This window comes from Kitasatospora sp. CM 4170, from assembly GCF_032110285.1.
In the GTDB taxonomy this organism is placed as follows: domain Bacteria; phylum Actinomycetota; class Actinomycetes; order Streptomycetales; family Streptomycetaceae; genus Kitasatospora; species Kitasatospora aburaviensis.
The window spans coordinates 2,856,542-2,878,941 of the sequence record NZ_CP134877.1 but is presented as its reverse complement, the minus strand read 5'-3'; the positions used below and the strand labels follow the sequence as shown (position 1 = coordinate 2,878,941).

Sequence of the window (22,400 nt, the reverse complement as noted above, 5' to 3'; positions counted from 1 at the left end):
GTCGCCAGACCGCCAGTGGCACATCGGGGAGAGAGCGTCATGGAAGATCAGTTCGGTACGAAGGTGCACGGACCCGGCGAGGCGGGGGCGCCGGAGCCGGCCCCCGTGATGGGGCTGGTGACGGCGGCGAGGGCGGCCGGTGCGCCCGGCGCCGGTCCGGCGGCCGCAGCCGCCGCCGCACCGGCGGTGCCCGCGAAGAACGCGGGGACGGGCTTCGAGGCCCACCCCGCGCAGTACCGGGCGGCGGTCTCCCCGATGCTCGTCGCCTCGGACCGGGTCTCCACCGCGTACCTCGCCCTGGACAGCTTCCTGACCAGCATGAACGCCACCAACCCCTGGGGCAACGACCACGCGGGGCACCAGTTCGCCGAGGGCGAGAAGGGCTACCTCGCGTACAGCGCCGGCACCCTCAAGGGCCTCAAGGGCCTCCCGGCCGCGCTGCGCCGGGTCGCGGAGGGCTTGCAGCGGATGGCGGACAACTACGAGAACACCGAGCGGCGCGTCGTGGACGCCTTCAAGGGCCGCACGGAGGGCCCCGGCACGTACGGCCCCGCGAACCCGATCCCGGCGTCGGCCGACCTGCCACAGGCGCCTGCACCCGTGGCACCGACCCTGCCCGGACCCCACGTCGGTCCGATGGTGCACACCGGCGGGAGGCGCTGACCATGGCCACCGAGCTTCCCGAACCCCTCCAGTGGGTCCTGCTGCTGCTGTCCGGTACGCGTTGGCCGGAGGCCGACGAGGACAACCTGCGGAACATGGCCGGGCACTGGCGCGACATGGCCCAGATGCTCAAGGACGTCGAGGAGTCCGCCGACGCCGCCGTCAAACGCGCGCTGGTCGGTCAGGTCGGCGTGGCGGCCACCGGACTGTCCCAGTACTGGGACAAGTTCACCGTCGGCTCGGGCGAGGCCCAGCCCGGGGTTCTCCCCGGCCTGGCCCAGGCCTGCGAGGGCATGGGCGACATGCTGGAGTCGATGGCCAACTCCGCCGAGACCGCGAAGATCCAGATCATCGCCCAGCTGGGGATCCTCGCGGTCGAGATCGCCACGGCCGAGGTGGAGGCACCGTTCACCGCGGGCCTGTCGCTGGCCCAGATCCCGGTCATGGTCGGCATCAGCCGGACGGCCGTCCAGCAGATCCTGAAGAAGCTGGCCATGGAGGCGATGAAGTTCGCCGCCAAGCAGGCCGTCCAGATGGCGGCCATCAACCTGCTCGCCCAGAGCATCCAGGTCCTGGAGGGGCACCGCAAGGGCCTCGACCTGAAGGAGCTGGGCGACAACGCCGTGGGCGGCGCGGTGGCGGGCGCCTCGGGCAACCTGCTGGGCAAGGGGATCGGCGCGGCCGGCTCGAAGCTGGGGCTCGGCAAGGTCATGGGGACGGTCCCCGGCAGGATGGTGACGGCGGGCGCGGCCGGCGTCGGGGCGGACGTCATCACCCAGGCCGCGACCACCGGGACGGTGGACAGCCACAGCCTGCTCGGCTCCGGTCTGAGCGGAGCGAGCGCCGCCGGTCTGCATGCCGCGGGCGCGGCGGTCAACGAGCACTTCAAGGCACCGGCGGTGGACGTGCCGCACGGCGGGCTCCCGGGTGCCGGGGGGGCGGAGATCCCGGCCGGGGCGCACGTTCCGGAGCACGCGCCGACGGAGGCCCCGGGCGGATCGGCCGGGGCGGAGCGACCGGCGGGCACCGACGGCAGCCGCAGCCTGCCCGCCGCGTCCGAGCACGGGGCCGGGGCCGGGGCCGGGGCCGCGTCCGAGCACGGGGCCGGGGCCGGCGCCGGGACGGAGTCTCCTGCGGCGGCCGCCCACAACGCACCGGCGGGTGGTACGCACGAGGGCGTGCCGGCGGGCGGCCAGCACCCGGCGGCAGAGCCGGCCGGCGGGGCGCATCCGGCGCAGCACCCGGCGGCGGACGGTGGGGGCACCGTGCAGTCCCAGTCCCATCCGGCTGCTCCGCAGCCGGAGCACGGCACCGCGGGCGGCGGTTCGCCGGTGCAGGCTGCGGGCCACGGCGGCGAGGGCGGCACGCCCGGGCACGGTCCGGCGGCTCCGGCGGAGGGCGGAGCTCCGGGCCACGCCGAGGCTTCGCCCGCCCACGGCGGCGGCACGCACACCCCGGTCACGGAGACGGCGGCGCCGACGGGTGCCGGCTCGCACCCATCGGTGTCCGAGGGGACGCCGGCTCAGCACGGCGGCTCCGCCCCGGTGCACGAGCCGGCGCCTGCGGTGAGCCACCCGTCCTCGCCGTCGCTGCACGAGGGGGGCGCGGCCGGCGGGCCGACCCCGGCGGCGCACGAGCCCCTGCTGCCGGCAGGCGGCGGCCACCACGGGCCGGAGGTGCCGCAGTTGCACCTGCCGCCGGAGGGGGCGGCCGGTCCGGTGCGTCCGGTGGGGGAGGGTTCGCTGTCGATGCGGCATGTGCCGGAGGTGCCGCAGTTGCACCTGCCGCCGGAGGGGGCGACCGGGCCGGTGCGTCCGGTGGGGGAGGGTCCCCTGTCGATGCGGCACGCGCCGGAGGTGCCCGAGCTGCACTTGACGCACACCGAGGTCGCAGCCCACACCGCACCGGAGGCGCTGGTCCGTCCGCTCGGGTCCGGGGACGAGATCCCGCTCGCGGCGGGCCCGGCCGACGGGGCGTCGCCCGGCGCGGGTCGCCCGGTGGGTGGCCTGCCGGACTTCCACGGGGCGCCGGTCCTGCACGGCAGCGCCACCGCGCCCGTCGCCGGTACGTCGGCCTCGGCGGCCGCGCATTCCACCGCGCAGCCGGGCCGTCCCGGTGCCCATGTCCCGTCGCTTCCGGCGGAGTTCCGAACCGGCCCGGTCCGTCCGGCGGGGGAGCCGCACCTCCCCGGGGTCCGTACCGAGCCGGTGCCCGGTCGTGGAGAGGCGGTAAGGCCGGGACGCTCACTGCACGAGCATCCGGTGGGGATGACTGCGCTGGCTTTCCCGCTTCAGTCGTCGCCGGTGCAGAAGGCGCTTCACAAGGTGCAGACGCTGTTCAGGCCGACCGCCGTGCCGGAGGGCCTCAAGAACATGGTGACGTACTCCCTGCCGCACTCGAGCCCCGGGGGCAAGTACGTGCACCCGGAGACCACCACTCAGGTACCCGTCGAGGCGATCCACTTCAACAAGCGGACGAACACGCTGAAGACCCGTCTCGACCCGGCGACACTCAACGACCTCTCACCGTCGGCGTTCGGTTCGATCAGGGAGCTGGCCGCGGAGCCCGTCAGGCGCTGGGCCCCCGAGAAGATGCTCGCGAAGACTCACGAGCGGGTCGAGGCGATGGCCCGCATGGACTACCGGACCGCCGACTACTGGGCGGCCCAGGACGCCCGTCGCGACCGGCTCGACGACATGGTGGTGGCCAACACCCTGCGCAGGCCCCCCGGGCTGCCCGCGGAGGCCGTGGCCCGCGTGGACTCGGTGCTGCGGGACGCTCCGGACGCCATCACCGCCGCCGGCCGGATCCTCAAGGAGCACCCGGGAATCGTCCTGGGTGAGAAGCACGGGGAGCCGCAGAGCTTCGACTTCCTGAAGAACAACATGGCTGCCCTCCGGGAGGCGGGGGTCCGGACCGTCTACCTGGAAGCGCTGCGCGGCGACTCGTTCCAGTCCCACGTGGACGCTCATCTGCGTGCTCCGGCGAACGCGGAGATGCCGCCGCTGCTGGATGCGATGGTCTCGCGCTACGAAGGCAGCCACGGCCAGGGCCTGCGGGCGACGATCGAAAGCGCCAAGGCCGAAGGAGTCGGAATCCGGGCGGTCGACGGGCACCCCGCCCGCCGCGAGGGCGAGGGAGACTGGACGCTCTACGACCGTGCCGCGCGGTTCAACACATACGTGGCCGACGCCGTCGAACTGGGTCAGGCCGGATCCGACGGGAAGTTCGTCCTGCTGGTCGGCAAGGCGCACGTCGGCCTGCACGACGCTCCGACCATGCCCGACCCGGACAACCCGGGCCAGGTCATGACCCGGCCCCTCGAACACAGGATCCACTCGGAGCTGCCGGCACCCGGACTCTCCCAGCTGCTGGACGCTCCCGGGCTGGAGGTGAGGAACACGGACGAGGGCCGGCACTCTCTGCACCGGCTCTAGGTCCTCGCTTTCGGATCTCGCCGAGCGGTCGGAGCCCGCCCGGTCCCCGCCGGTGCGCAGGCAGGGGAGGGTGCCCGTCGTGCCAGGTGCCTTATCAGGCCCCTACCCGAGGGGCGGATACGATCACTGCCCATGAGGCTCGCAGGAGCAGGGCGCCGCTGGCGCGAGAGGCTGACGACCCGGAGACTGCCGGCGGCCGTCCTCGCTCTGGCGGTGCTCGCCGGAGCCGGCACCTGGACGGTGGCTGCCGCAGGCGACGAACAGCCGGTCCGTGAGGAGAGCCGGTTCCTCCCGATGCCCGAGACACCGGGCAGCGAGCAGCGGATCGACCTCGACACCTCCTTCTTCACGACCGGGACGAGCCCGCGCCCGGCGATCCTGCTCGGCCACGGCTTCGGGGGTTCCAAGGAGGGCGAGCGCGAGCGGGCCGAGCAGCTCGCCCGGCAGGGCTACGCCGTGCTGACCTGGTCGGCCCGCGGCTTCGGGGAGTCCGGCGGGAAGATCGGCCTCAACGCGCCGGACCGCGAGGTCGAGGACGTCCGGCACCTGGTCGACTGGCTGGCGCAGCGGTCCGAGGTGCAGCTGGACGGGCCCGGCGACCCACGGGTCGGCATCACCGGTGCCTCCTACGGCGGCGCGGTGGCGCTGCTCGGCTCCGCGTACGACCGCAGGATCGATGCGGTGGCGAGCCAGATCACCTGGTGGAACCTGGCGGACGCGCTGTTCCCGCAGGGCGTCCGGGGCTCGGGCGCGGTGGACGGCGTGTTCAAGAAGCTCTGGGCCGGGATCTTCTTCACCACGGGCTCGGCGGGCGACCTCGGTCCGTCCGGCGGCGCGCCGCGCGGCGGCGGCGGCTCGGCGCCGGGCAGGGGCGGTGGGGCCGGCGGCGGGAGCAGGGCCGGCGAGGTCGGCTGCGGACGGTTCACGGACGAGCTCTGCCGGATGTACGACCGGGTGGCGACCGCCGGACACGCCGACCCGGAGGCCGTCGCGCTCCTGGAGCGCTCCAGCCCGTCCTCGGTCGCCGACCGGCTCAAGGCGCCCACCCTGGTCGTCCAGGGCCAGCAGGACTCGCTGTTCCCGCTCGACCAGGGCGACGCGATCGCCCGGGCCGTCGCGGCCAACGGCGCGCCGGTGGCGGTGGACTGGTTCGCCGGCGGGCACGACGGCGGCACCGACACCAGCGAGCGGGTGGACGCCCGGGTGAGCGGCTGGTTCGACCGCTTCCTGAGGAATCCCGGCTCGAAGGGCGCGGGGGGCGACACCGGCCCGGCGTTCCGGGTCACCCGCACCGGCGGCGTCGACTCCACCGGCTTCCAGGCCGTGCTGCGCGGCGCCACCGCCGACGCCTACCCGGGCCTCGGCGGCACCGGCTCGCGGCAGCTGGAGCTGACCGGCGCCGAACAGGCCTTCGCCAACCCGCCCGGCGGCGCGCCGCCCAACATCTCCGCGCTGCCCGGGGTCGGCGCGCTCAGCCAGGCCGCCTCGCTGGGCGCCGGGCTCTCCCTGGACTTCCCCGGCCAGTCGGCCGGCTTCGACACCGCGCCGCTGGACGGTCCGCTGCACCTGACCGGGCAGCCGACCGTCGCGCTGCGGGTCCGGGCCGACCGGCCGGACGCGGTGCTCTTCGCCAAGCTCTACGACGTCGGGCCGGACGGCAAGCAGACCCTGCCGCAACAGCTGTCCGCGCCGCTGCGGGTGACCGGGGCGGACGCGGCCGACGGCCGGACCGTCACCGTGGCGCTGCCTGCCGTGGACCACACCTTCGCCGCCGGGCACCGGCTGCGGCTGGTGCTGGCCGCCACCGACCTGGCGTACGCCTCGCCCGCCGAGCCGGCCACCTACCGGGTGGCCGCGGCCGGGGCGCTCACCCTGCCGACCGTCGACGGCCTGGTGACCGAGGCCGCGCCGCTGCCCGCGCGGACCTGGCTGCTGCCGGTGGCCGCCGTCGCGCTGGCGGCCGTCCTGCTGCTGGTGCCCCGGCTGCGCCGGCGGCGGGGCGTCCGCGGCCCGGCGTTCGACCCGGCGCTGGCCGGCGTGCCGCTGCAGATCACCGGTCTGAGCAAGCGGTACAAGGGCTCCGCGGACCGGTACGCGGTGCGGGACCTGGGCTTCCGGGTGGAGCAGGGCCAGGTGCTCGGACTGCTCGGGCCCAACGGGGCCGGCAAGACCACCACGCTGCGGATGCTGATGGGCCTGATCCGGCCCGACGCGGGCGAGATCCGGATCTTCGGGCACCTGGTGCGCCCGGGCGCACCGGTGCTCTCCCGGGTCGGCGCCTTCGTCGAGGGCGCCGGCTTCCTGCCGCACCTCAGCGGGCGGGCCAACCTGCGGCTCTACTGGGAGGCCACCGGGCGCCCCGAGGCCGATGCGCACCTGGAGGAGGCGCTGGCCATCGCCGGGCTCGGCGAGGCGCTGGACCGCGCGGTGCGCACCTACTCCCAGGGCATGCGCCAGCGCCTGGCCATCGCCCAGGCCATGCTCGGCCTGCCGGACCTGCTGATCCTGGACGAGCCGACCAACGGGCTGGACCCGCCGCAGATCCGCGAGATGCGCGAGGTGATGATCCGCTACGCGGCCGCCGGCCGGACGGTGATCGTCTCCAGCCACCTGCTCTCCGAGGTCGAGCAGTCCTGCACCGCCCTGGTGGTGATGGACCGCGGCCGGCTGGTGACCACCGGCGACGTCGCCGAGATCGTCGGCGCGGGCGAGCTGCTGCTGGTCGGCACGCCCGCCTCGTTCGGGCCGGAGGAGCTGGCGGCGGCCGCCGACAAGACGGCCGCGCTGGCCGGGGTCGACTCGGCGGAGGCGGTCGAGGGCGGACTGCTGGTCCGGCTGGACGGCATGGCGGCCAGTCAGCTGGTGGCCGAGCTGGTCCGGCTGGGGGTGCCGGTGGAGCGGGCCGGACCGCACCGCCGGCTGGAGGACGCGTTCCTGTCGCTGATCGGAGGTGCCGCATGACGGCCGTTGTTCCGCCGGAGGCCGTCTCGCCGGACCACGCCGCCGGCTACCGGGCGGGCCGGACGCTGCCGCTGCGGGTCGAGGCGGTGCGCCAGCTGCGGCGCCGCCGCACGCTGGTGATCGGCGGGGTGCTGGCGGCGATGCCGTTCGTCATCCTGGCCGCGTTCCAGATCGGTGGCACGCCGGGCCGGACCGACCGGACCACCTTCATCGAGCTGGCCACCGCCTCGGGGCTCAACTTCGCGACCACGATGCTCTTCATGGGCACCGGCTTCCTGCTGGTGATCCCGGTCGCGCTGTTCTGCGGGGACACCGTGGCCTCGGAGGCGAGCTGGTCCTCGCTGCGCTACCTGCTGGCCGCGCCGGTGCCCCGGGCCCGGCTGCTGGCCCGCAAGCTGGTGGTGGGGCTGGCCTTCTCGGCGGCGGCCGTGGTGCTGCTGCCGGCGATCGGGCTGGCGGTCGGCACGGCCGCGTACGGCTGGGGGGACCTCCGGCTGCCGGCCGGGGTGAGCCTGCCGGCGGGCGAGGCCCTGCCGCGGCTGGCGATCGCGGTGGCGTTCGTCTTCCTGAGCGAGGTGGTGATCGCGGCCCTGGCGTTCTGGCTCTCCACCGCCACCGACGCGCCGCTGGGCGCGGTCGGCGGGGCGGTCTTCGCCTCGATCGTCACCGGGGTGCTGGACGCCGTCACCGCCCTCGGCGACCTGCGGGAGTGGCTGCCGGCGCACTGGCAGTACGCCTGGGCGGACGCGCTGCAGCCGCAGTTGGAGTGGGGTGGCATGCTGCAGGGCGTCTCGCTGTCGCTCTCCTACGCGGTGGTGCTGCTCGCGCTGGCCTTCCGCGGCTTCGCCCGCAAGGACGTGGTGTCCTGAGGGGCGCCCGTCCGCCGACGGGCACCCCTCAGGGCCCGGTCACTTGACGGGCGAGTAGACCCGCTCGACCTGCTGGCTGCCGGAGAGGGTGCGGTAGGAGCGCGTCCACTTGGTGGTGGCGTCCTTGCGGGTGCGGTCGGAGAGGATGTAGTAGTCCATCTGCGTCTGCTCCGGCGTGACCTCCAGGACGCCGTAACCGTGCGAGTCCAGGTCCACCCACTTGATGTGGCGGTTGGCGGCCTTGATCGCGGCGACGGCGGCCAGCGAGACGGTCTGCGGCAGGACCTTGAGGGCGTCGTCGATGTTGTCCGAGGTCACCGAGGTGACCACGAACTCGGTCGCGGCGCTGCCGGAGAGCGGGTAGGTGGCGGCCTCGTACGGGACGTCCGACGCCCAGGCGGAGTGGATGTCGCCGGTGAGGAAGACGGTGTTGTCGATGCCGTTCGACTTGAGGTGCCCGAGCAGCTCGCGGCGGTCGTGGGTGTAGCCGTCCCACTGGTCGGTGTTGACCGCCAGGCCCTCGCCGGGCAGGCCGAGCAGCTTGGCCAGCGGGCGCAGGATGTAGTCGGGCAGTGAGAAGAAGGCGACCGGGGAGATCATCACCTCGTTGCCGATCAGGCGCCAGGTGGTGTCGGAGGCGCTGAGGCCGGACTTGAGCCAGTCCATCTGGGCGCGGCCGGTGATGGTGCGGTCGGGCGAGTCGATCTCGCCGTTGCCGACCTTGACCTGCTGGGAGCGGAACGATCGCTGGTCCATCAGGTGCAGGTCGGCGAGCTTGCCGTAGCGCAGGCGGCGGTAGGTGGTGCCGGCGATGGACGGGCGGACCGGCATCCACTCGAAGTAGGCCTGCTTGGCGGCGGCGACCCGGTCCGCCCAGTTGCCCTCGGCGCCGGGGGTGTGGTTCTCGGCGCCGCCGGACCAGGCGTCGTTCGCGAACTCGTGGTCGTCCCAGATCGCGATGGTCGGGACCTGCGCGTGCAGCGCCTGGAGGTCCTCGTCGGTCTTGTAACGGCCGTGCCGGGTGCGGTAGTCGGCGAGGGTGAGGATCTCGTGGGCCGGTGCGTGCGGGCGGACCACGGTGCCGCGGGCGCAGAACTCGCCGGTCTTGTACTCGTAGATGTAGTCGCCGAGGAAGAGGAAGGCGTCGATGTCGCCGCGGGCCGCGAGGTGGCGGTAGGCGGAGAAGTAGCCGGCCTCCCAGTTGGCGCAGGACGCGACGCCGAAGCGGAGGCGGTCGAGCGCGGTGTCGGCGGCCGGGGTGGTGTGGGTGCGGCCGACGGGGGAGACGGTGCCGCCGGCGGTGAAGCGGTACCAGTAGGCGGTGCCCGGGGTCAGACCGCGGACGTCCACCTTGACGGTGTGGTCGACGGCGCTGGTGGCGGTCACCGTGCCGCTCGCGGCGACGCGGGTGAAGGCCTTGTCGGCGGCGAGCTCCCAGCGGACCTCGGTGTCGGGGCCGACGGCGGAGCCGGGGACGGCCTCGGGGATCGGGGTCACCCGGGTCCAGAGCAGGACGCCGTCGGGCAGCGGGTCGCCGGAGGCGACGCCGTGCAGGAACTGCGGGGCGGTCGCGGCGTGGGCCGCGGTGCCGAGGGTGAGCGGCAGGGCGGCGGCGCCGGCCGCGATGGCGGTGGCCTTCAGCACCTGGCGGCGGTGCGGGCGGGCGGCAGTCATGTCATCGACAAGGTCAGTCACGGCGCACAGGCTACCCGGCGGTAATGACGCGTTCCATACGTTGAACTGACTGTTTGTCGTCGATTCACCGCCGCGTGGCGTTCGGCCACCGGTGGTCGGGAGCACCGCCACCCGGCGGCCATGAGCGATGATGGGGGGCGGTTCGTCCGCTGCCCGTCCCCGAAGCTCCGAGGAAGTCCCGCCCGTGGCCCAGATCCTGCTCCTGCACTCCGCGTACGGCCTGCGCCCCGCCGTCCACGCCGCCGCCGACCGGCTGCGCGCCGCCGGGCACACCGTCCACACCCCCGACCTCTTCGAGGGGCGGACCTTCGAGGACATCGAGGAGGCCATGGCGTACAAGGAGGAGGTCGGCAACGACGAGCTGCTGCGCCGGGCGGTGGGCGCCGCCGCCCCGCTGCTGGGCCCGGACACCGCGATGGTCTACGCCGGCTTCTCGCTCGGGGGTTCGCTCGCCCAGAACCTCGCGCTCGCCGACGAGAACGCGCGCGGGCTGCTGCTCCTGCACGGCACCTCGGACATCCGCGAGGACGCGGCCACGTCCGTCCCCGTCCAGCTGCACGTGGCCGAGCCGGACCCGTTCGAGTCGGAGGACTGGCTGAACGCCTGGTACCTGAACATGCGCAAGGCCGGCGCCGACGTCGAGGTGCACCGCTACCACGGCGCCGGGCACGTCTTCACCGACCCGGACCTGCCGGACTACGACGCGGAGGCGGCCGAGCAGACCTGGGCGGTGGCGCTGGACTTCCTGGCGGAGCTGGACGAGCAGGCCGAGCAGGCGGGCTGACGGGCGCTGCGAGGAGCGGACGTCCGTGCGCTACGGCGCGGGCGCAAGCACGGGCACCGTAGCGCGCAGCAGGTCGCGTGCGCGCTCGGCTCCGCGCCGGGTGCGCTCGACTGCCGCCCTGTCCGGCCCGGCCGCACGGGGGGCGACTCCCGCGCACCGGCGGCAGACCGACCCGCCACCGGCCACCGGATCCGCGCAGTGGGCGCACTCCCCGATCGCAGCTGGTGGAGCAGCGTCAGCTGTATGTGCCGCCGGCATCTTCCGCTCCAGGCGTGACCGCACGAAGCCCGCCGGCGCGAGCACGTGCGAGGGCAGGCCACCCAGCAGCGCCTCCCGCAGCCGTCCGATGTCGGGGTCCCGGGCGAGCCAGTCCGCCACGAGCGGTGCCAGACCGAGGACTTCGGCCACGCCGAGCTGCAAGCGCCGGTCGCGGGCGGTCAGCCTGCCCAGCAGTCCGGCCGCAGTGGCCCGGGCCTCGCCGCTGGCGTCCTCGGAGGCGTCCTGGGCGGGGAGGGAGGTGTTCCCCTCGTTCTTCTCCCCTTGGGGGAAAGTACCGACTCCCCGGCCCTCCCCCTCGCCGAGTGCCGGGTTTCGGACCGTGCTGAGCCAGGCCGCGTCGATCTGCTCAGGCTCCGTGAGTGGCACGCTGCTGACGAGGACCCTGGTCGTCCACGTGCCCTTCGTCGGGTGCTGGGAGCGCCGGACGTGGAGGAACCCCTCCTCGATCAGCTGCGCCCGCGCGCGGGCAACGGCCGTACGCCCCTCGGGCATCCGCTTGCCGATGGTGAGGACGGTGTCCCGGCTGCCGGGCGGCAGGGACAGCGCCCAGAGCAGCAGCGTCTTCGCGGTGGCCCGCAGACGCGGGTGGCGGACGATCTCGTGGGACGCCCGTACGTAGCGTTCGGGCGCGATAAAGTGAACGTGCATGAGGAGGTGGACTCCCTGTGCCGGACCCCGGGGTGTTGGTAGCACCGCCGGGGTCAACTATTGGTCTGTAGCCGGACGGTAGCACGCGGTGACCGCGCCTCGTGGCCGGTTCCGGAATCCGCCTACGTGATTGCGACGGTTTGATCTCGCTGTCGGTAGTGTCGCCCCCGGGTGTGCCGGAGGGAGACGAACGTGTACCGAATGCGTGAGGCGACGGCTGCCGATGCCGAGGCGGTCGCGGAGCTGGTGCGGGCCCGGTCGGCGTGGTTGTCCGTGCAGGGCCTGGGCGAGTGCGCGGACGACGCGGAGGAGTACGGGGCACAGGCCGGCAACCCGGACCTCGCGGTGTGGGTGCTGGAGCACGAGGTGGACGGGGTAGTCGGCTGCACCACGCACTTCGGCAACGAGGCCCTGCCGCACTGGGCGTTCACCGAGCAGGAGCGGGCGGAGCCGACGCTGTTCCTGGCGACGACCTTCACCCGGCCGAACCCGCACCGGCTCGGCCGGCTGATCGCCTGGTGGTCGCTGGGCCGGGCCGCGGAGCAGGGCCTCACGTGGGTGCGGCGAGGCACCGGACAGGAACAGCTGGCCCGCTACTACCGGGAGGCCCAGGGGTGGGACCTGCTGCGGGGCGTCGAGCGGCATGGTTCGAACGTGTTCTTCCTGCAGCGCAGGGCCGATCGAGTGCCCGAGCTGGCTGATCTGATGGCCGGCCGGGGCTTGTAACCGGCGGGCGTCGGCTCCGGCAGCGGCTTCTCGCTGCCGGGGCCGACGGAGCTCTCAGCGGATGGTGAGAGCCGAGTCCGCGAGCAGGGCGAAGACGGCCTCGTGGTCGTCGCCTGCCGGACTTCCGGCCTCCAGCCGACCTGCGACCCTGGCGAGCCCGTCCGGATCGAGAAGACCGGCCTCGATCAGCGGCGAGCCCTCGTTGAGGATCCGCCGGATCCGTGGGGCGCCGTGATGGCGCATCGCCGTGTCGATGACGTGGTGGAAGTTCTCCACGATCGGCGGTCGGGCGACCTGGCCGGGCATGCCTGTGCGGTCGACGAGCACGCGCAGGAGGTGCTTGCGTCGACGCCACTCCATCGGCAGCCACTCGCAGAAACGAACGAGCAAGGGATCGGTGAGCGGGTGGATCGGCCACATGCCCCTGCGCATCAGTGCAGGACCGCACACGGTCTTGGCCATCAGGGCGGTCTCCGGGACGATGGCGGCCGGGGTGATCGCGGAGTCGACGTCGGCGAGTGCGGCCCGCGCGGCGGGCCCGAGCCACGGCGGGGCGTCGGGCTCGAACGCGCCAGGCCCGGAGGTGTCCTCGGCGGCTGTGACGGCCATGAGCTCGTCCCCGCCGATACCGGTGAACACCGCACGGACGCCCGAGTCGGCGAAGCGGGCGGACAGGGTTTCGAGTGCATCGAGATAGATGTCGCTGGTCGGCGACACCCACCCGGCCCGCGAGAACCGGGACGGACCCGCGTACGGGAGGTGGTCCATCGCGTTTACGGTGATGCCTGTCCAACCGGAGGCGACGTGCTCCAGGATCATTCGGCGGCGTTCGTTCTGCTGGATGCCTCGCACGCCGTCGAGGAGGACCGTCCCGGCGGTGAGGGCGGTGCCTTGAGGGGCCGCGCGGAGGGCGAGAGCGACGGTGGTCGAGTCCATGCCCGCTGACAGCTGAACCGCTGTCCGGGAGCCGCTCCACGGGAGCCGGGCGACCGCGCGGTCCAGCAGGTCTTGGAACAGCGGGACCGGATCCGCGTCTTCCTGGAGCGCCCGGGCGCGGCTGTGCTCGGCGGGTTCCGGAAACTGGAGGAGGAGTTGCCCGTCAGTCGGGAAGTGAGCGGTGGCCCGCTCGGTGAGCAGCTTGATGTCCTGCCAGAGTGTTGAAGCGGAGTACCGGTTGCGCAGGCTGATCATCCGTGTGACGGCAACGGGGTCGAGCCTGTCCGTGGCCTGGTGGTCACGCAGGTTCAGCAGGTCCCACGAGCCGTACAGCACTCTGTCGGCGACGGCGAGGTACTGCGGGGCGGTGCACGCGGTGCCGGTTCGGACCCGGACGGACTGGCCTGGTCCGAGTTCGACCGTGGTCCAGTCGTCACGGCTCCCGCGCAGCTCTCGGAGCCTCCTGTCGTAGGTACCGGGTGAGACTGCGACGGGATCGGGGCGAGTTGGGCTGGTGTGGGCTTTCCTGGCGGCCGCGATGAACGCTGTACGGATTCCGTCGGTCAGCGAGGCCTGCTCGGTCAGCTGGTGTCGGTACGGGGAGATCCAGGAGGATCCGCATCGCCAGCGGCTACCAGCCCACTGCCAGGTGCTGGTAGGCGAGATGTCGTCGTGGGTGAGCCGGAGGTCGAGCATCAGCGGTAAGTCCTTCGTGGGGCGGCGAGGGTGGGAGCGAGCCGGCCCGGCAGCCGGGCTGCCGGGCCGGGGGAACGGTGGGTCAGACCGCCGTCGTGTCGTACGTGTGGTTGGTGTCGGAGGAGCCCTCCTTCTTCTTGTACGAGTACCGATCGGTGGTGCTCATGACCTCGTATGCGGGCTCGTCGCTGAAGACCCGGCCGGACGCGTCCAGCAGCATCCGCTCATCGGTGATGTTCACGGGTGTTCCCTTCGCCTGGGACGTCTCGGGCCTCCCCCGATTGCGGGGGAGGCTCGGTACCGGCGGGCTTGCCGGTACCGGCGCCGGGCCCGGGGGTGTGCCAGTCAGACCGAGGCCCTGCGCACAACCAGTGAACATTCATCAACTGTGTGTGAGTGAGGAAGGGTTCACGGTGAACGGGTGCGCGGCGAACCGGAAAACTTGACGAATCCATTACGCGAAACCCTGCACGGCATGTGACAGTGCGGTTACGTTGACCGCATGGTGGCCAATGCCCCTCTCCGTCGCAGGATGGCCGAGCGCCGCATGACCAAGGCCGAGTTGGCCCGTGAGGTCAACAGCGAGATCGAGATCCTCACCGGGAGACCGGGCACTGTGTCGGAGCGCACGGTTCACAACTGGCTTACCGGCGCGACCCGGTGGCCGCCCGCCAAGATCCGCCTCGCGATCGAGGTGGTGCTCGGCCGTAGTCCCGAGGAACTCGGCTTCGTGCCGACGAACCGGACCCGCACTACACCGGAGGAAGAAGTGAGGCGCCGCGACTTCATCACCGCTGCCGGGGGTACTGCGCTTGCGGCCGCGACGACGAACACGGCGTCCAGGCCGCGCCGGATCGGGACCGCAGACATCGAGCGGTTGCAGTTCCGCTTCGCCGAGGTCATCGCAAGCGATCACCGGCTTGGCGGCCGGCCGAGTATCGAGTCCCACGCGGCTTCCCTCGTTGAAGAGGTCGTCGCTCTTGAGGAGCACAGCACCGCTACCCAGCGGATTCGGTCGGCCTTGTACGCCTGCGCGGCCTCTTTCGCTTCCAGCGCGATGTGGGCCGCCATCGATGGCCGCCGCTTCGACGCGGCTCTCCAGCACCATCAGAAGGCCGCCCACCTCGCGGCCATGTCCGGCGATTCCGGCATCCAGTTTCGGATCTGGTCCCACGCGGGGAGCCTCTATCGGCATCTTGGGAGGCCTGGCGATGCGCTTGCCGCCAATGACGTCGCCCGGACCCTTCCGATCGCCCGTCGCGATCCGCTGTTCGCCTCGCTCGGGCATGCCAGGCACGCGGCGATCCACGGATTGACCGGCGACACCAACGCCGTCCGCCGCTCTCTCGGCCATGCCCAGGACGCACTCGATCGGGCCACCGCGGGAGCGCCGCGGCCGGTGTGGATAACAGCCTTCTACGATCAGGCCGAACTCGACTCCCTCGCGCTCGCGGCCCATCTGTCGGCCGGAAACTGGGAAGATGCCGAGGCCCACGCTCACCGCAGCCTGGCCGGTCGACGCGAAAGCATGCAGCGGTCCCGCGCGATCACCACCGTGCGCCTCGCCCACGCGCAGCTCGGCCAGGGGGACTTCGAGCATGCGGTCTCCACCGCCATGGCGATCCCGACCGAAGTCTCCGGCCACCCTCGGGTCACCGGAATGCTGACCGCCTTCGGTACCAGGCTGGACGATCTGGCTCCCCGCAGTAGCTCGGCCATGGCCTGGACCGAGCACGCCCGCACCACCTGGAGGATCGTGTGACCATCGAGCTCCGCCGCTACTCGCACTTGACCCCGGACGCCCGACAGGGTCTGCTGGACGTCTACACCGACGTCCGAGCGCCGCTGCTGCACCTGCCGAACTACCACGTCGTCGCCTTCGCCGAACGCCTCGACCGACACGCGGCCGAGCCCGGCTTCGAGGTCGTCCTTGCTTACGCGGGCCAGGAACCAGTCGGGTATGCCTATGCCAACACCCTCGCGGCGGACGACCGTTGGTGGAAGCGCATGGTTGATCCTCTGCCTGCGGGGTTCACCGATGTTCCGACGGTAGCGCTCAAGGAAATCGGCGTTCGCTCGCCCTGGCGTGGAACGGGGGTCGCCCTGCGCATCCATGACGAGCTCATGGCCGGCCGTACCGAGGAGCGTGTCACGCTGCTGGTCAACCCACTTGCCGGGGAGGGAAAGGTACGAGCCTTGTACGAATCCTGGGGCTACGAGGCGATCAACAGCCAGCAGCCTTCGGCTGACTCGCCTCGTCTGACGGCAATGATCCGTTCCCTGGCCGTCTAGAGCGCGTACGTCTGCTGCCCGGGCTGCGCTGGTTCGGCGGGTGCCCGCCCCACCGGAGTGGGGCGGGCACCCGGAAGCTGTCCTCGATCACTGGCCTGGAGGAGGATGGCGGCGTGACACAGTGGAGATACGAGTACGCGCCGGCCGGGACGTTGATCGGGCTGGTGCAGCGGGGGCGGGGGCTGGGAGCGCGGATGGCCGCCGAGGTTCCGGAGGCGGCCGCCGAGCTGGTGTACGGGTGTATCCGCTGGGACTGGCGGTGGGACGGGCAGGTGGACGACCGGCACCTGTACCTGGCCCGGCTGGTGCGGGACCTGGCGTTGCCGGTCGGGCCGGTGGTCGACGTGCTGGCGGGTGGCGAGGACGCGTGCGAGCGGGCCACCCGGGTGCTGGAGCTGTTGGCGCTCGGAGGCTCGGCCGAGGCCCGGGAGGCGCTGCAGGCGTACGTCCGGAAAGGCGAGCACTGGCGGGACGTCCTGGAGTCGGTGGCCGACGCGTGGCCGGTCGAGTGGTGGGACGACCTGGCGGACGTGGCGCGGGAGCGGTCGACGGGGGACACGGAGGACCTGTGGGGGGAGCCGTGGGATCGCTGGGGACTGGCCGTACCTCGACCGGAGCCGGAGCGTGGGCGCCCCGCGCCGGCCGAGGGGGAGACGAGCGCACGGTTGTTGGAGCTGCTGGCCGACCCGGCGGAGTTGGGGAGGTGGCCGGAGGCCGTACGGGTGTTGGCCGGGCGCGAGCCGGAGCCGGAGCTGCTGCCCCTGGTGCCGTCGCTGAGCCCGGCGGAGGGCGAGTACCCGCTCCCGCTGTTGCCGAGGGCGGTGCTGAAACTGGGTGTCGCGGCGGTGCCCGCCGCCCGGGAGTGGGCGGCCGCCGGGGAGCCGTGGCTGGCCGGGCTCGGACACCAGGTGCTGGCCGAGTACGGTGAGGCGGAGGACATCCCGGTGTTGATCGCCGAGCTGGAGCGGGACTGGGTGGCGCGCGCATGGTGCGGGCCGATGTACACGGCCCGCGGGCTGGCGCGGTTCGGGGGTGCGGCCTGGGGCGCGGTGTCGCTCTTGCGACGGTTCTGGCTGTGGACGCCGCACTCGTACGAGCGGGCCGCGTACCTGGAGGCGCTGGGGGCGATCGAGCCGGCGGGGCTGGACCAGGTGTACGTGGAGTGCCTCTGGGGCTGTGAGGAGAAGGAGAGGCTGCTGGCGGCGGCGCACGCGCCGGACCGGCCGGAGGTGCGGGAGCGGCTGGCGTACCTGCGGGACGACCCGATGGAGGCGGCGGAGGTCAGGGCCGCCGCCGGGGAGCGGCTGGCGGCCCTGACCTGACCTGACCCCTGATCCGGCCTACAGGCCGGGGATGCGGCCGTTGCGGTAGAGGTCCACGAACAGCTGGTGGTCGGCGCGCGCCCGGGCGCCGTACGCGTGGGCGAAGTCGACCAGCATCCGGGTGAAGCCGGCCTCGTCGCGGGCGATCGCCGCGTCGATGGCGTGCTCGGTGGAGAACGGCACCAGGCTGTGGCCGCTGGAGGACTCGTCGGCCGCGGCGTGCATGGTGGCGGTGGCCCGGCCGAGGTACTCGGTGACGGCGAGCAGGTCGGACAGCTCGTTGAGGTCGGTCCAGTCGAGGTCGGTCGCGTACGGCGAGACCTCGGCGACCAGCTGGCCGCGCCCGTACAGCGTGGTGTGGCCGAGCCACGGGTCGCTGTGGGCCTGCAGGGCGCGCTGGGAGATCACCGTGCGGTGGCCCTCGTGCTCGAAGTACCCGGCGATCGCCGGGTCGGTGACGTGCCGGGACACGGCCGGCGTCTGGCCCTGCTTCATGTAGATGATGACGTCGTTCTCCAGGGCGTCGGTGTGCCCCTCCAGCAGCAGGTTGTAGGACGGCAGGCCGGCCGAGCCGATGCCGATGCCCCGGCGGCCGACGACGTCCTTGACCCGCAGCGACTCCGGCCGGGTCCGCGAGGCGGGCGGCAGGGTGGCCAGGTACGCCTCGAAGGCGGCCAGCACCTCGGCCTTGGTGGGCTCGTCCAGCTCGATCGCGCCGCCGCCGAGCCGGAAGCGGCGGTCGTAGCCCTCGACGACGGTCTCGGCGTCGAGCAGGGCCACCCGGGTCTGCAGGCGGGCCTCCCGGAGCGTCTCCAGGACCGGGCCGGTGGCGGTGTCCAGGGTGAACGGCGCCGCGTCGCGGGCCGAGACGTGGGCGCCGATCCGCTCCCGGTAGGCGGCGGCGAAGGCGGTGACCAGCTCGGTGATCGTCTCGTCGGAGAGCGCCTTGGCGTAGCCGATCAGCGCCAGCGAGGCGGCCAGGCGCTGGACGTCCCAGGTGAAGGCGCCGACGTAGGCCTCGTCGAAGTCGTTGACGTTGAAGACCAGGCGGCCCTCGGCGTTCAGGTAGGTCCCGAAGTTCTCCGCGTGCAGGTCGCCGTGGATCCAGACCCGGCTGGTCCGCTCGTCCAGGAAGCCGGCGCCGTGGCCCTGGAAGGGGTCGGAGGTGAGGTCGGCGTAGTAGAGCGCCGCGGTGCCCCGGTAGAAGGCGAAGGCGGAGGCGGCCATCTTCCGGAACTTCACCCGGAAGGCCGCCGGGTCCTTGGCGAGCAGTTCTCCGAAGGCCGAGTCGAAGACGCCGAGTATCGCCTCGGCGCGGTCGGTGTCGGCGTGCAGCGGGTGAGACATGGGCCATCCTTCGGGGCGCGGCACGTGGCCGGAGACGGGTGCGTCTGGGGGCTAGAGTAGGTGCGTGAACGTGTGAGTGCTGGTCCGGGCCCCGGGAGTGGCTCGGGCCGTATCTGTTTCCAGGCACCCTCTGTGACCTGCACGTTCGCCGGCCAACCAGACAAGCACGAGCCTCCGGAGGCCCCGCCTTGAGCGATCAGCCGTTCGCGCACCTGCACGTCCACACCGAGTACTCGATGCTGGACGGCGCCGCCCGGCTGAAGCAGATGTTCAAGGAGGTCGAGCGGCTGGGCCAGACCCACGTCGCGATGACCGACCACGGCAACATGTACGGCGCGGCCGAGTTCCACAAGCAGGCCACCGGTGCGGGCCTCACCCCGGTGATCGGCATCGAGGCGTACGTCGCGCCGGAGTCCCGCTCGAACACCAAGCGCGTCCTCTGGGGCCAGCCGCACCAGAAGAAGGACGACGTCTCGGCGTCCGGCGCCTACACCCACAAGACCATCTGGGCCCGGAACAAGGAGGGCCTGCACAACCTCTTCAAGCTGACCTCGCGCTCGTACTCCGAGGGCTGGCTGGTGAAGTGGCCCCGGATGGACAAGGAGCTGATCGCCGAGCTGTCCGGCGGCCTGATGGCCACCACCGGCTGCCCCTCCGGCGAGCTGCAGACCAGGCTGCGCCTCGGACAGTTCGACGAGGCGCTCAGGTCCGCCGGCGAGTACCAGGAGATCTTCGGCAAGGAGAACTACTTCCTGGAGCTGATGGACCACGGTCTCGACATCGAGAAGCGGGTCCGCGACGGCCTGATCGAGATCGGCAAGAAGCTCGGCATCCCGCCGGTGGTCACCAACGACTCGCACTACACCACCGAGTCCGACGCCGGCGCCCACGACCTGCTGCTCTGCGTGCAGACCGGCAAGAACCTCTCGGACCCGGACCGCTTCCGCTTCGACGGCACCGGCTACTACATCAAGTCGGCCGCCGAGATGTACGCGCTGGACTCCTCGGACGCCTGGCAGGAGGGCTGCCGCAACAGCCAGCTGCTGGTGGCCGAGCGGGTCGACACCGCCGGCATGTTCGAGTTCCGCAACCTCATGCCGCGCTTCCCGATCCCGGAGGGCTTCGAGTCCGAGGCGGACTTCTTCAAGTCCAAGGTCTGGGAGGGCATGGACTGGCGCTTCCCGAACGGGTACGACGAGGAGCACAAGAAGCTCGCCGAGTACGAGATGGACACCATCATCCAGATGGGGTTCCCGGCGTACTTCCTCGTGGTCGCCGACTTCATCATGTGGGCGAAGGGCCAGGGCATCGCGGTGGGCCCCGGCCGTGGTTCGGCGGCCGGCTCGCTGGTCGCCTACGCCATGGGCATCACCGACCTCGACCCGATCCCGCACGGCCTGATCTTCGAGCGCTTCCTCAACCCCGAGCGCATCTCCATGCCCGACGTCGACATCGACTTCGACGAGCGCCGGCGCGGTGACGTGATCCGGTACGTGACGGAGAAGTGGGGCTCCGACAAGGTCGCCATGATCGTCACGTACGGCACCATCAAGGCGAAGGCCGCCATCAAGGACTCCTCGCGGGTCCTCGGCTACCCCTACGCGATGGGCGACCGGATCACCAAGGCGATGCCGCCGGACGTCATGGGCAAGGGCATCCCGCTCTCCGGCATCACCGACTCCTCGCACCCGCGCTACAGCGAGGCCGGCGAGATCCGCGGGCTGTACGAGACCGACCCGGACGTCCGCAAGGTGATCGACACCGCACGCGGCATCGAGGGCCTGATCCGCCAGCCCGGCGTCCACGCGGCCGGCGTCATCATGTCCGCCGAGCCGCTGACCGACCACATCCCGGTCTGGACCCGGCACACCGACGGCGTCACCATCACGCAGTTCGACTACCCCACCTGTGAGGGCCTCGGCCTTCTCAAGATGGACTTCCTCGGCCTGCGCAACCTGACGATCATGGACGACGCCGTCAAGGCGATCGAGAAGAACAAGGGCATCACGATCAACCTGCTTGATCTGCCCCTGGACGACAAGCCCACGTACGAGCTGCTGGCCCGCGGCGACACGCTCGGCGTCTTCCAGCTCGACGGCGGGCCGATGCGCTCGCTGCTGCGCCTGATGAAGCCCGACAACTTCGAGGACATCTCCGCCGTCCTCGCGCTGTACCGGCCCGGCCCGATGGGCGTCAACTCGCACACCAACTACGCGCTGCGCAAGAACGGCCAGCAGGAGATCACCCCGATCCACCCGGAGCTGGAGAAGCCCCTGGAGGAGGTGCTCCGGCCCACCTACGGCCTGATCGTCTACCAGGAGCAGGTCCAGAAGGCCGCGCAGATCCTGGCCGGCTACTCGCTCGGCCAGGCCGACCTGCTGCGCCGCGCGATGGGCAAGAAGAAGAAGGAGATCCTGGAGGCGGAGTTCGTCCCGTTCCAGAAGGGCTGCCGGGAGCGCGGCTACTCGGACGCGGCGATCCAGGCGGTCTGGGACGTCCTGGTCCCCTTCTCCGGCTACGCGTTCAACAAGGCCCACACCGCCGGGTACGGGCTGGTCTCCTACTGGACCGCGTACCTCAAGGCCAACTACCCGGCCGAGTACATGTCCGGCCTGCTCACCTCGGTGAAGGACGACAAGGACAAGTCCGCGGTCTACCTCAACGAGTGCCGCAAGATGGGCATCAACGTGCTCCCGCCGGACGTCAACGAGTCGGACGCGGACTTCACCCCGCACGGGAACGACACCGTCCGGTTCGGTCTCACGGCCATCCGCAACGTCGGCGGGCCGGTCGTCGAGTCGATGATCCGGACCAGGAAGGCGAAGGGGAAGTTCGCCTCCTTCCCGGACTTCCTGGACAAGGTGGAGTCGGTGGTCTGCAACAAGCGGACCGTCGAATCGCTGATCAAGGCCGGCTCCTTCGACTCGCTCGGGCACACCCGCAAGGGCCTGACCGCGCAGTTCGAGCCGATGATCGACAACGTCGTCGGGGTCAAGCGCAAGGAGGCCGAGGGCCAGTTCGACCTGTTCGGCGGCGACGCGACCAGCGACGAGCCGAGCTTCGGGCTGGACGTGGTCTTCTCCGAGGAGGAGTGGGAGAAGTCCTTCCTGCTCGCCCAGGAGCGGGAGATGCTCGGCCTGTACGTCTCCTCGCACCCGCTGCACGGCATCGAGCACGTGCTCGCCGACAAGGCGGACTGCGCGGTGGCGGACCTCGCGGAGCGGCCGGACGGCACCATCGTCACCATCGGCGGCATCATCTCGGGCCTGCAGCGGAAGATGACCAAGCAGGGCAACGCCTGGGCGATCGCCACCGTCGAGGACCTCGCCGGCTCGATCGACTGCATGTTCTTCCCGGCCAGCTACCAGCTGGTCTCCTCGCAGCTGGTCGAGGACGCCGTGGTGTTCGTCCGCGGCAAGCTGGACAAGCGGGAGGACGTGCCCCGGCTGATGGGCATGGAGCTGTCCGTCCCCGACCTGTCGAACGCGCACGCCGAGGCGCCGATCGTCATCAACATCCCGAGCGGGAAGGTGACGCCCCCGCTGGTGGCCCGGCTCGGCGAGGTGCTGAGCAGCCACCGGGGGACGACGGAGGTGCGGGTCCGGCTGGAGGCGCGGAACAAGACCACCGTGCTGCGGCTGGACCGGCACCGGGTGAAGTCCGACCCGGCGCTGTTCGGGGACCTCAAGCAGCTGCTCGGGCCGAGCTGCCTGGCGGGGTGACCCCGCCACCGGCGGCGGGTCGG

15 protein-coding genes are annotated in these 22,400 nt (G+C 72.1%); 10 read left to right on the top strand and 5 right to left on the bottom strand.

Going from position 1 to position 22,400, the window contains the following annotated elements; genetic code table 11:
* Positions 1-39: 39 nt before the first annotated feature.
* From RMN57_RS11665 to RMN57_RS11650, 4 genes are all read left to right on the top strand, one after another.
* Positions 40-663, top strand: a complete 624-nt coding sequence (locus tag RMN57_RS11665) for a hypothetical protein (protein WP_313763326.1) — start codon at positions 40-42, stop codon at positions 661-663.
* 2 nt (positions 664-665) lie between these two features.
* Positions 666-4,100: a hypothetical protein gene (locus RMN57_RS11660; RefSeq protein WP_313763325.1), complete on the top strand. Its 3,435-nt coding sequence runs from the start codon at positions 666-668 to the stop codon at positions 4,098-4,100.
* 132 nt (positions 4,101-4,232) lie between these two features.
* Positions 4,233-7,061 (top strand): alpha/beta fold hydrolase, encoded by a 2,829-nt coding sequence (locus RMN57_RS11655; RefSeq protein ID WP_313763324.1) that lies wholly within the window; start codon positions 4,233-4,235, stop codon positions 7,059-7,061.
* Entirely contained in the window at positions 7,058-7,930 is an 873-nt protein-coding gene (locus RMN57_RS11650) for an ABC transporter permease subunit (protein ID WP_313763323.1), read from the top strand. The genes RMN57_RS11655 and RMN57_RS11650 overlap by 4 nt, the downstream gene beginning before the upstream one ends.
* A gap of 39 nt (positions 7,931-7,969) precedes the next feature.
* Here the strand turns inward: RMN57_RS11650 and RMN57_RS11645 are convergent, their stop codons facing one another.
* Positions 7,970-9,604 carry an alkaline phosphatase D family protein gene (locus RMN57_RS11645; protein WP_313767791.1) on the bottom strand — a complete coding sequence of 545 codons (1,635 nt, stop codon included), beginning with the start codon at positions 9,602-9,604 and terminating at the stop codon, positions 7,970-7,972.
* 205 nt (positions 9,605-9,809) lie between these two features.
* On the opposite strand from RMN57_RS11645, the gene RMN57_RS11640 reads away from it, so the two are divergent.
* Positions 9,810-10,409, top strand: coding sequence for a dienelactone hydrolase family protein (locus tag RMN57_RS11640; RefSeq protein WP_313763322.1), 600 nt, complete (start codon positions 9,810-9,812; stop codon positions 10,407-10,409).
* A 30-nt stretch (positions 10,410-10,439) separates the two neighbouring features.
* Here the strand turns inward: RMN57_RS11640 and RMN57_RS11635 are convergent, their stop codons facing one another.
* Entirely contained in the window at positions 10,440-11,336 is an 897-nt protein-coding gene (locus RMN57_RS11635) for a hypothetical protein (RefSeq protein WP_313763321.1), read from the bottom strand.
* Positions 11,337-11,528: 192 nt separating this feature from the next.
* Here RMN57_RS11635 and RMN57_RS11630 point away from each other — a divergent pair, with 192 nt between their 5' ends.
* Positions 11,529-12,062: a GNAT family N-acetyltransferase gene (locus RMN57_RS11630; protein ID WP_313763320.1), complete on the top strand. Its 534-nt coding sequence runs from the start codon at positions 11,529-11,531 to the stop codon at positions 12,060-12,062.
* A 54-nt stretch (positions 12,063-12,116) separates the two neighbouring features.
* On the opposite strand, the gene RMN57_RS11625 is transcribed toward RMN57_RS11630, so the two are convergent.
* Together RMN57_RS11625 and RMN57_RS11620 are read right to left on the bottom strand one after the other, a co-directional pair.
* Positions 12,117-13,694, bottom strand: coding sequence for an asparagine synthase-related protein (locus tag RMN57_RS11625; protein ID WP_313763319.1), 1,578 nt, complete (start codon positions 13,692-13,694; stop codon positions 12,117-12,119).
* A gap of 82 nt (positions 13,695-13,776) precedes the next feature.
* On the bottom strand, positions 13,777-13,935 hold the full coding sequence (locus tag RMN57_RS11620; RefSeq protein ID WP_313763318.1) for a hypothetical protein: 159 nt from the start codon (positions 13,933-13,935) through the stop codon (positions 13,777-13,779).
* A 261-nt stretch (positions 13,936-14,196) separates the two neighbouring features.
* On the opposite strand from RMN57_RS11620, the gene RMN57_RS11615 reads away from it, so the two are divergent.
* From RMN57_RS11615 to RMN57_RS11605, 3 genes are all read left to right on the top strand, one after another.
* A complete protein-coding gene (locus tag RMN57_RS11615) occupies positions 14,197-15,456 on the top strand; it encodes a helix-turn-helix transcriptional regulator (RefSeq protein WP_313763317.1) in 1,260 nt (419 codons plus the stop codon).
* 2 nt (positions 15,457-15,458) lie between these two features.
* Positions 15,459-15,986 carry a GNAT family N-acetyltransferase gene (locus tag RMN57_RS11610; RefSeq protein WP_313767790.1) on the top strand — a complete coding sequence of 176 codons (528 nt, stop codon included), beginning with the start codon at positions 15,459-15,461 and terminating at the stop codon, positions 15,984-15,986.
* Positions 15,987-16,099: 113 nt separating this feature from the next.
* Positions 16,100-17,308 (top strand): hypothetical protein, encoded by a 1,209-nt coding sequence (locus RMN57_RS11605; protein ID WP_313763316.1) that lies wholly within the window; start codon positions 16,100-16,102, stop codon positions 17,306-17,308.
* 18 nt (positions 17,309-17,326) lie between these two features.
* On the opposite strand, the gene RMN57_RS11600 is transcribed toward RMN57_RS11605, so the two are convergent.
* The gene (locus RMN57_RS11600) at positions 17,327-18,655 is read right to left on the bottom strand and encodes a DUF2252 domain-containing protein (RefSeq protein ID WP_313763315.1); all 1,329 of its coding nucleotides are present in this window, start codon (positions 18,653-18,655) and stop codon (positions 17,327-17,329) included.
* Positions 18,656-18,843: 188 nt separating this feature from the next.
* On the opposite strand from RMN57_RS11600, the gene dnaE reads away from it, so the two are divergent.
* A complete protein-coding gene (gene dnaE, locus RMN57_RS11595) occupies positions 18,844-22,377 on the top strand; it encodes a DNA polymerase III subunit alpha (protein WP_313763314.1) in 3,534 nt (1,177 codons plus the stop codon).
* Positions 22,378-22,400 lie beyond the last annotated feature (23 nt).